Below are 7,730 nucleotides of genomic sequence, written 5' to 3'. Positions count from 1 at the left end.
GCCGCGACCTTCGCGAGCGAGCCGCCGAATTTGCCGACCGCGGTCCGCGCGGCCGATACGATCACTACGTCCGTCATTTCCGTTTCCTCCGGGCCCGCACGACACGGCGCATCGCTACCGGCCCTGTTAAAAAAACTGCGGTGCACCGGACAGCGTGCGCCGCTGTCCGGTTTTCGTCAATCGCGCTGCAACACGTAGCGGCCCGGCGCCGGCTCGATCACAGGGAACTGCGCGGAACCGGCCTTGGCGGGCGGCGCCACCTTGCGGCCGCCATATTGATCGAGCCACTCGACCCACGTCGTCCACCAGCTGCCCGGCTGCTCGGACGCGCCGGCAAACCAGGCGTCCGCGGATTCGGGCAGGTCGTTGTCGTTGACCCAGTAGCTGCGCTTCTTCTTCGCCGGCGGATTGATCACGCCCGCGATGTGACCCGACGCGCCGAGCACGAACTTCAGCGGGCCCGTCAGGATCGACGTCGACGCGTAGGCCGTCTGCCACGGCACGATGTGATCCTCGCGCGACCCGTAGATGAAGGTCGGCACGTCGATGCGCGACAGGTCGACGGATTCGCCGCACACGGTCAGCGCGCCCGGGACGCGGAGCTTGTTCTCGAGATAGGTATTGCGCAGGTACCACGCGTACATCGGACCCGGCAGGCTTGTCGAGTCGCTGTTCCAGTACAGCAGGTCGAACGCGGCAGGCGTGCGGCCCTTCAGGTAGTTGTCGACGACGTAGTTCCACACGAGATCGTTCGGCCGCAGGAACGAGAACGTGTTCGCGAACTCGACGCCGCGCATCAGCCCCGGTGCCGCGCCGTTCTTGCCGCCGATGGTCTGCTCGCGCATCTGCACGTGCGCCTCGTCGACGAACACGTCGAGGATGCCGGTGTCGGAGAAGTCGAGCATCGCGGTCAGCAGCGTCATCGACGCGGCCGGATGTTCGCCGCGCGCGGCGAGCACCGACAACGCGGTCGCGAGCATCGTGCCGCCGACGCAGAAGCCGAGCGTGTTGATCTGCTCGCGGCCGCTGACCTGCTGCACGGCGTCGATCGCCGCGAGCAGCCCTTCGTTCATGTAGTCGTCCCACGTCTTGTGCGCCACCGACGCATCGGCGTTGCGCCACGACACGAGGAACACCTGATGGCCGTTCGACAGCGCATGTGCGACGAGCGAATTCTCGGGCTGCAGGTCGAGGATGTAGAACTTGTTGATGCACGGCGGCACGATCAGGAGCGGCCGCTCGAACACCTTGTCCGTCTTCGGCGTGTACTGGATCAGCTGGATCAGGTCGTTCTCGTAGACGACCGCGCCTTCGGTACACCCGAGGTTCTTGCCGACCACGAACTGCGATTCGTCGGTCTGCGAAATTTTGCCGCGCTGCATGTCGCCGAGCAGGTTCATCATCCCCTGCCGCAGGCTTTCGCCCTGCGTCTCGAGGATCGATTTCTGGGCATCGGGATTGAGCGCGAGGAAGTTGCTCGGCGCGGCGGCGGCCGTCCATTGCTGGACGGAGAAACGGATGCGTTCGCGCGTCTTCGGATCGGTCTCGAGCGCGTCGGCCAGTTCCTGCAGGTAGCGCGCGTTGAGCAGATACCACGCAGCCGCGAACGCATGCGCGGGCGACGCCTTCCACGCATCCGCGCTGAAGCGGCGGTCCTTCAGTTCGGGCGACTCGAGCTTCGCGGCCGCGGACTGCTGCATCAGCGTCATGCAGTCGCGCGCATAGTCGGCCTGCAACTTCTGGAGCCGTTCGGGCGGGATCGCGGCGACCGGCAGCTTCAGCCCCGCGAACGGCGATGCCAGGCCGCCAAAGCTGCCCAGGTCGGGCATCGACGGCATCTGGAACGGAATCGATGTCGGGAACTGGAATGCGGCGAACGGATTCGCGGGGGTTGCCGCCGTGGCGGCACGTGCCGGATCGGCGAAACCGCGCCATGCGTTCAGCCATGCCTCGAACATCTGCTGCATCGGCTGGGTAGCCTGGCCGAATCCGGTGCTGCCTGCGGAAGTGTCCGTCTGAGCGGACGTCGACGAATTTTTCGATGCTGTCATTACCTGCCTTACCGGTGATTCGTGAGCGTCAATCGTGAAATCCTGCTCGCGCGCGGCGTGCCGGCTGCGAGCCGGGCCGTCATGCTCTGGAGAGGCGTCTCCAGATTCTGCCGCAGTGCGGTATTTTTATCATTATCGTTTTCCCCATGTGAAGCACTGCGTCAAACCACTGAACATTTCCGCTCGGAGATAATCCACGCGCAACAGACGGGACAAGGCTTCCGGCGAAACATGAAACATTTTGATTGACTTGACTTCGCGATTATTCATTCGGCTGTCCATACAACACCGCGTTGACGCGTCAATATCGAGATAACCCGATTTTGCAGCGCAACAACCCGCGCGCGCAAGCGCGCGCTCAGCCGTCAATCGGCCAGCCAGATCGCCGCCGCCATGCGACCGGTCACGCGGTCGCGCCGGTACGAATAGAAGCGCGCGTGTTCGGTGACCGTGCAGGCGGACCCGCCACTCACGTGCGCAACGCCCGCACGGGCGAGGCGCAGGCGCGCGAGCGCGTGGAGGTCGGCGAGGAACTTGCCGGGCGCGCCGTCGATCGCGACGAACGCTTGCCGCGTCTCATCATGCTCCGACTGCGGAGCCGTGTCGAGAAACGCGTCACGCACGTCGGCGCCGACTTCGAACGCCCGCGGCCCGATCGCGGGGCCGAGGTACGCACGGAGTTCATTCGTCGCGCCGCCGGCGAGCGCCGCGACGCGGGCCGCGGTCTGCTCGACGATGCCGGCCGCGAGCCCGCGCCAGCCTGCATGCGCGGCGCCCACCGCCCGGCCCTGCGCGTCGCACAGCAGCACTGGCAGGCAATCCGCGACCATCACGACGCAGACGGCGCCCGCGCGGTCCGTCACACTCGCGTCGGCCCGCACGGGCGCCGCGGCACCCGGCGCGGCCTCGATCACCTCATCGGCGCGCACGATCTGCGCGCCGTGAACCTGTTCGAGCCATGCCGCGCGCGACTGTCCTGCCAGCGCGAGCAAGCGCGCGCGATTCGCGGCAACGTGATCGGGATCGTCACCGGTATGCAGGCCGAGATTCATTCCGCCCGGCAACGCGGCACCGTCCTGCCAGCGCCCGTACGGGCCCTCGCTCACGCCGCCGGCGCGCGTCGTGATCAGCGCGCGTACGCGCGGCGACACCTGCCAGTCGGGCTGTATGCAGTCCTGCCACGTCAACGGCGCCAGGTTCGTCATCGGCACTCACTCCTCCTCATCGTCCGGCTCCGACTCGTCGTCGTAATCCTCGTCGTGATCCTGATACTCGCCGGCGAAATCGTCATCGTCGTAGATGCCGTCTTCATCGTCGAATTCCTCGTCACCCTGCCCGAAACCGAGCGCCGCGACGAGCGCGTTCATGTCGTCCGGCAACGGGCAGCGCCACTGCATCGTCTTGCCCGTGACCGGATGCACGAGGCCGAGCCGCCAGGCGTGCAGCGCCTGCCGCGCGAACCCGTCCGGCAGCGGCGCGACCGAGCGCTTGCCGCGCGCGCGGCCGTACACCGGATCGCCGAGCAACGGATGCCCGACATGCGAGCAGTGCACGCGGATCTGGTGCGTGCGGCCGGTTTCGAGGTCGCACTGGATCGCGGACACCGGCTGACGTTGCCACATGCATGTGTCAACCGTGCGGAAATGCGTGCGCGCGGGCTTGCCCGACGCGCCTGTGACGACGGCCATGCGCGTGCGCTCGCGCGGATCGCGGCCGATCGGTGCGTCGATCGTGCCGTCTTCGGGCATCGTGCCCCACACGAGCGCAAAATAGCGGCGCTTGACCGTGCGCGCCTGTAGCTGGCGCACGAGGTCGGTCTGCGCGGCGAGCGTGCGGGCGACCACCATCAGGCCGGACGTTTCCTTGTCGAGCCGGTGCACGATCCCGGCACGCGGCAGGCCGGCCGCCGCGTCGCCGTAGCGGTGCAGCAGCCCGTTCAGGATCGTGCCGCTCCAGTTGCCGGCGGCCGGATGGACGACGACGCCCGCCGGCTTGTTGATGACGACGAGCGCGTCGTCCTCGTAGATCACGTCGAGCGGCACGGGCTCCGGCGTGAACGCGAGCTGCTCGGGAAGCAGGTCGGGCACGAGCTCGATCCTCGCGCCGAGCGGCACCGGCTGGCGGATCTTCGCGGGCGCGCCGTCGACCAGCACGCGCTGCGCCTCGATCCAGCTTTGCAGGCGGCTGCGCGAGAATTCGGGGAACAGCTGGGCAAGCGCCTTGTCGAGGCGTTCTCCCGCGAGCGACAGCGGCACTTCGACGATGCGCGGCGCCTCGTCGACCGCGGCGGACGGCACGACAGGCGGCTGCATCGCGTCTGCAGCCAGATCGTCATCGGGGGAATCCCCCGACGCAGCGTCGGCGGGCCGATCGCTTGGGCTATAATCTTCGCGATTTGACTTGCCCCGCGGGGCATTCTGCGAACTTGAACGGGTCATTTAGACTGGGTCACCGAGACTTGAAGCTAGGACATGCGAGCATGATGAATTCGACCAAACGTACGGCCAAGACCGTCGCCGCCCGAGCTGCGGTGGTAGCGGCCGCGGCCCTCATCGCCGGCTGCCACGGCTTGCCGCAGAAGCAGGACGAGACGGCTACCTGGTCGAACAACAAATTATACTCAGAGGCCCAGGACGCACTGTCCGGCGGCGACTGGGGCAAGTGCGCGAAATATTTCGAATCGCTGCAAGGCCGCGATCCGTTCGGCCATTTCGCGCAACAGGCGCAGATCAACGTCGCGTACTGCAACTGGAAGGACAACGAAGCGGCAGCCGCCGACCAGGCCGTCGACCGCTTCATCCAGCTCCACCCGGATCACCCGGATATCCCGTACGCGTACTACCTGAAGGGGATGATCCACTTCAACGACGATCTCGGCCTGTTCGGCCGCTTCTCCGGCCAGGACATGAGCGAACGCGATCCGCAGGCACTGCGCGAATCGTACGATGCGTTCAAGGTCGTCGTCGACCGCTACCCGAAGAGCAAGTACGCGCCCGACGCCGCAGCGCGGATGCGCTACATCGTCAATGCGCTCGCGTCGCACGAAGTGCACGCGGCCGACTACTACTATCGGCGCGGCGCCTATGTCGCGGCAATCAACCGCGCGCAGCTCGCGATCAAGGACTACAAGGGCGCGCCGGCGATCGAGGACGCGCTGCACATCATGATCCTGTCGTACGGCAAGCTGAACCAGCCGCAACTCGCGGAAGACACGAAGCGCGTGCTCGCGGGGACCTTCCCGGACAGCCCGTACATCACCGGCCACTCGCGTCCCGGCACGAAGAAGTCGTGGTGGCAGTTCTGAGCGACACTCGCTGCACAATAAAAAACCCGGCCATCGAGCCGGGTTTTTTATTGGCGCCGCCCGTAACAGGCGGCGGTGCGGTTACGCGCGTTTCTCCGCGCGATGTTCGTCGAAGAAATCCTGCACGACCGCGATCTCGCGCGTGCGCTTGAACGGCGGCAGGCTCTGCCAGATGCGGCGACCGTACGGCTTGTCGACGAGCCGCGTGTCGCAGATCATCAGCACGCCGCGATCCGTCTCCGCGCGAATCAGGCGGCCCGCGCCCTGCTTCAGCGTGATCACGGCCTGCGGCAGCTGGTGAACCGCGAACGGGCTCAAGCCCTTCTTGGTCAGCGCATCGAGTCGCGCGGCCAGCACCGGATCGTCGGGCGGCGCGAACGGCAGCTTGTCGATCACGACGAGCGACAGCGCATCGCCGCGCACGTCGACGCCTTCCCAGAAGCTCTGGCTGCCGACAAGGATCGCATTGCCGTACGAACGGAAGCGATCGAGCAACTCGGTGCGGCTGGCATCACCCTGCACCAGCAGCGGCGTATTCCAGCCGCGCGACTCGATCACGTCGCGCAGCTTCGACGCGATCCGGTCAACCGCGCGCAGCGTCGTGCACAGCATGAAGACGCCGCCGCCCGATGCCTCGATCGCCGGCAGCGCGGCATCGAACACGGCGTCGGTGAACGCCGGCGACGAAGGCTGCGGCAGGTTGCGCGGCACGTACAGCAGGCCTTGCGACTGATAGTCGAACGGGCTCGCGAGCGTCATCGAGCGCCGCGAGCTGAGGCCCATCTGGGCCGCGTAGTGCGTGAAGTCGCCGCGCACCGACAGCGTCGCCGACGTGAAGACCCACGCGCGCGGCACACCGGCGCGCTGCTTCGCGAAAATCGGCGCCACCGACAGCGGCGTTTCGTGCAGCTGGACGGTATGTGCGAACACTTCCACCCAGCGCACCTTCTCGTTCGGGTCGTCGGCAGCCGCCTTGTCGCCGGCTGCCGCGGCATCGGCTTTTTCGGCCGCTTGCGCCGCACCGGGCGCGACCCAGCCCGCGAGCAGGTCCTGCAATTCGCGCGCTCGCCGCAAGCACGCGCCGAGCGATTCCGCCCGCTCGGCCTGGCTCGCGAGCGCCGATGCGAGCGCATCGAGCGCCGCCTCGAGCGCGTCGAGCGCGCCGAACATCGGGTGATCGTCGCCCAGTTGCGCGAGCGACATGCGCACGATCTGGTCGTTCGCGAACGCCAGGCGCAAGTCGCGCGCCGCGCGTTCGAGATCGCCGCCGAGCTTCACCCACTCGACCGCATCGCGCGCATGGCTCAGCCCTTCGGCGACCGTGTCGCGCGCGAGTTCGAGGATCTGTGTGGTCGACAGCGTCTCGCCGAAGAACAGCGTGGCCGTCTCCGGCAACTGATGCGCTTCGTCGAAGATCACCGTGTTCGCGTTCGGCAGCAGTTCGGCCATCCCGGTGTCGCGCAGCATGATGTCCGCGAAGAACAGGTGATGGTTGACGACGACGATGTCCGCCTGCTGCGCCTCGCGCCGCGCCTGCATCACGAAGCATTCCTTGTAATGCGGGCACTCCTGGCCGAGGCAGTTGTCGCGCGTCGACGTGACCATCGCCCACACCGGCGCCGTCTCCGGCACGCTCGCGAGCTCGGCCTTGTCGCCGCTCTTCGTGATCTTCGCGAACCGGACGATTTCCTGCAGGTACGCGGTGTCCTGTCGCGACGGCAGGCGGCCGTTGTCGGCCGTGCGCTGCAGGTAGTAATGGCACAGGTAGTTCGAGCGGCCCTTGAGCATCGCGACCGTCACCGGCACCGCGAGCGCGTTGCGCACGGTCGGGATGTCGCGCTGGAACAGCTGGTCCTGCAAGTGCTTCGTGCCGGTCGACACGATCACCTTGCCGCCCCACAGCATCGCGGGCACCAGGTACGCATAGGTCTTGCCGGTACCGGTGCCGGCCTCGACGATCAGCGTGTTGTCGCCGGCGTCGCTGTTGGTGTCGGCCGCTGCATCGCCCGCGGCGGACTCAGCCGCCTTGTCGCCTTCGCCGAGGCGGCGCGCCGGCCGCTTGCGAGTTTCGAAGATCTCCGGTTCGGGCATCCGGCGCGCGGACGCCTCCATCGCGGACGCGACCGCGCGCGCCATCTCGATCTGCGACAGACGCGGGTGATAGCCGTCGAGCGCGCGCGCAAGCAGTCCGCCTTCACCGAAGATCGTGTCGAGTTCGTCGACGCGCTTGCGGCTCAGCTCGAAGGTGCCTTCGGGCGCACGAACGCGCCCGGCGGACGACGCGTCACGCCGGGCATCGGGGTTGGCTTCAAGCGGTGAATTCAAGGCAAGCGTTCCTGTGTCCAGCGCCCGAGCGGCGCCGGCGCTTGCCAGGC

At 67.2% G+C, this 7,730-nt stretch carries 6 protein-coding genes; 2 read left to right on the top strand and 4 right to left on the bottom strand.

Annotated elements, in window-relative coordinates; genetic code table 11:
- Positions 1 to 198 (top strand): hypothetical protein (locus tag DIE15_RS37355; protein ID WP_221624169.1); only part of this gene is annotated, 198 nt, incomplete at its 5' end.
- On the opposite strand, the gene phaC is transcribed toward DIE15_RS37355, so the two are convergent.
- The 3 genes from phaC to DIE15_RS11245 form a co-directional block, all read right to left on the bottom strand.
- Positions 177 to 2,051 carry a class I poly(R)-hydroxyalkanoic acid synthase gene (gene phaC, locus DIE15_RS11255; protein WP_057925237.1) on the bottom strand — a complete coding sequence of 625 codons (1,875 nt, stop codon included), beginning with the start codon at positions 2,049 to 2,051 and terminating at the stop codon, positions 177 to 179. The genes DIE15_RS37355 and phaC overlap by 22 nt on opposite strands.
- 365 nt (positions 2,052 to 2,416) lie before the next feature.
- Entirely contained in the window at positions 2,417 to 3,256 is an 840-nt protein-coding gene (gene pgeF, locus DIE15_RS11250; RefSeq protein ID WP_124833214.1) for a peptidoglycan editing factor PgeF, read from the bottom strand.
- A gap of 6 nt (positions 3,257 to 3,262) precedes the next feature.
- Complete coding sequence (locus tag DIE15_RS11245; RefSeq protein ID WP_124833213.1) at positions 3,263 to 4,489, bottom strand: RluA family pseudouridine synthase; 1,227 nt, start codon at positions 4,487 to 4,489, stop codon at positions 3,263 to 3,265.
- A gap of 41 nt (positions 4,490 to 4,530) precedes the next feature.
- On the opposite strand from DIE15_RS11245, the gene DIE15_RS11240 reads away from it, so the two are divergent.
- Positions 4,531 to 5,355, top strand: a complete 825-nt coding sequence (locus DIE15_RS11240; RefSeq protein ID WP_057925239.1) for an outer membrane protein assembly factor BamD — start codon at positions 4,531 to 4,533, stop codon at positions 5,353 to 5,355.
- 81 nt (positions 5,356 to 5,436) lie between these two features.
- Here the strand turns inward: DIE15_RS11240 and DIE15_RS11235 are convergent, their stop codons facing one another.
- Entirely contained in the window at positions 5,437 to 7,680 is a 2,244-nt protein-coding gene (locus DIE15_RS11235) for an ATP-dependent DNA helicase (protein ID WP_124833212.1), read from the bottom strand.
- Between the last annotated feature and the right edge of the window lie 50 nt (positions 7,681 to 7,730).

Origin of the sequence: Burkholderia sp. Bp9031 (assembly GCF_003857965.1) — a bacterium.
Lineage (GTDB): Bacteria > Pseudomonadota > Gammaproteobacteria > Burkholderiales > Burkholderiaceae > Burkholderia > Burkholderia ambifaria_A.
This window is presented reverse-complemented; position numbering and strand designations above follow the sequence as displayed.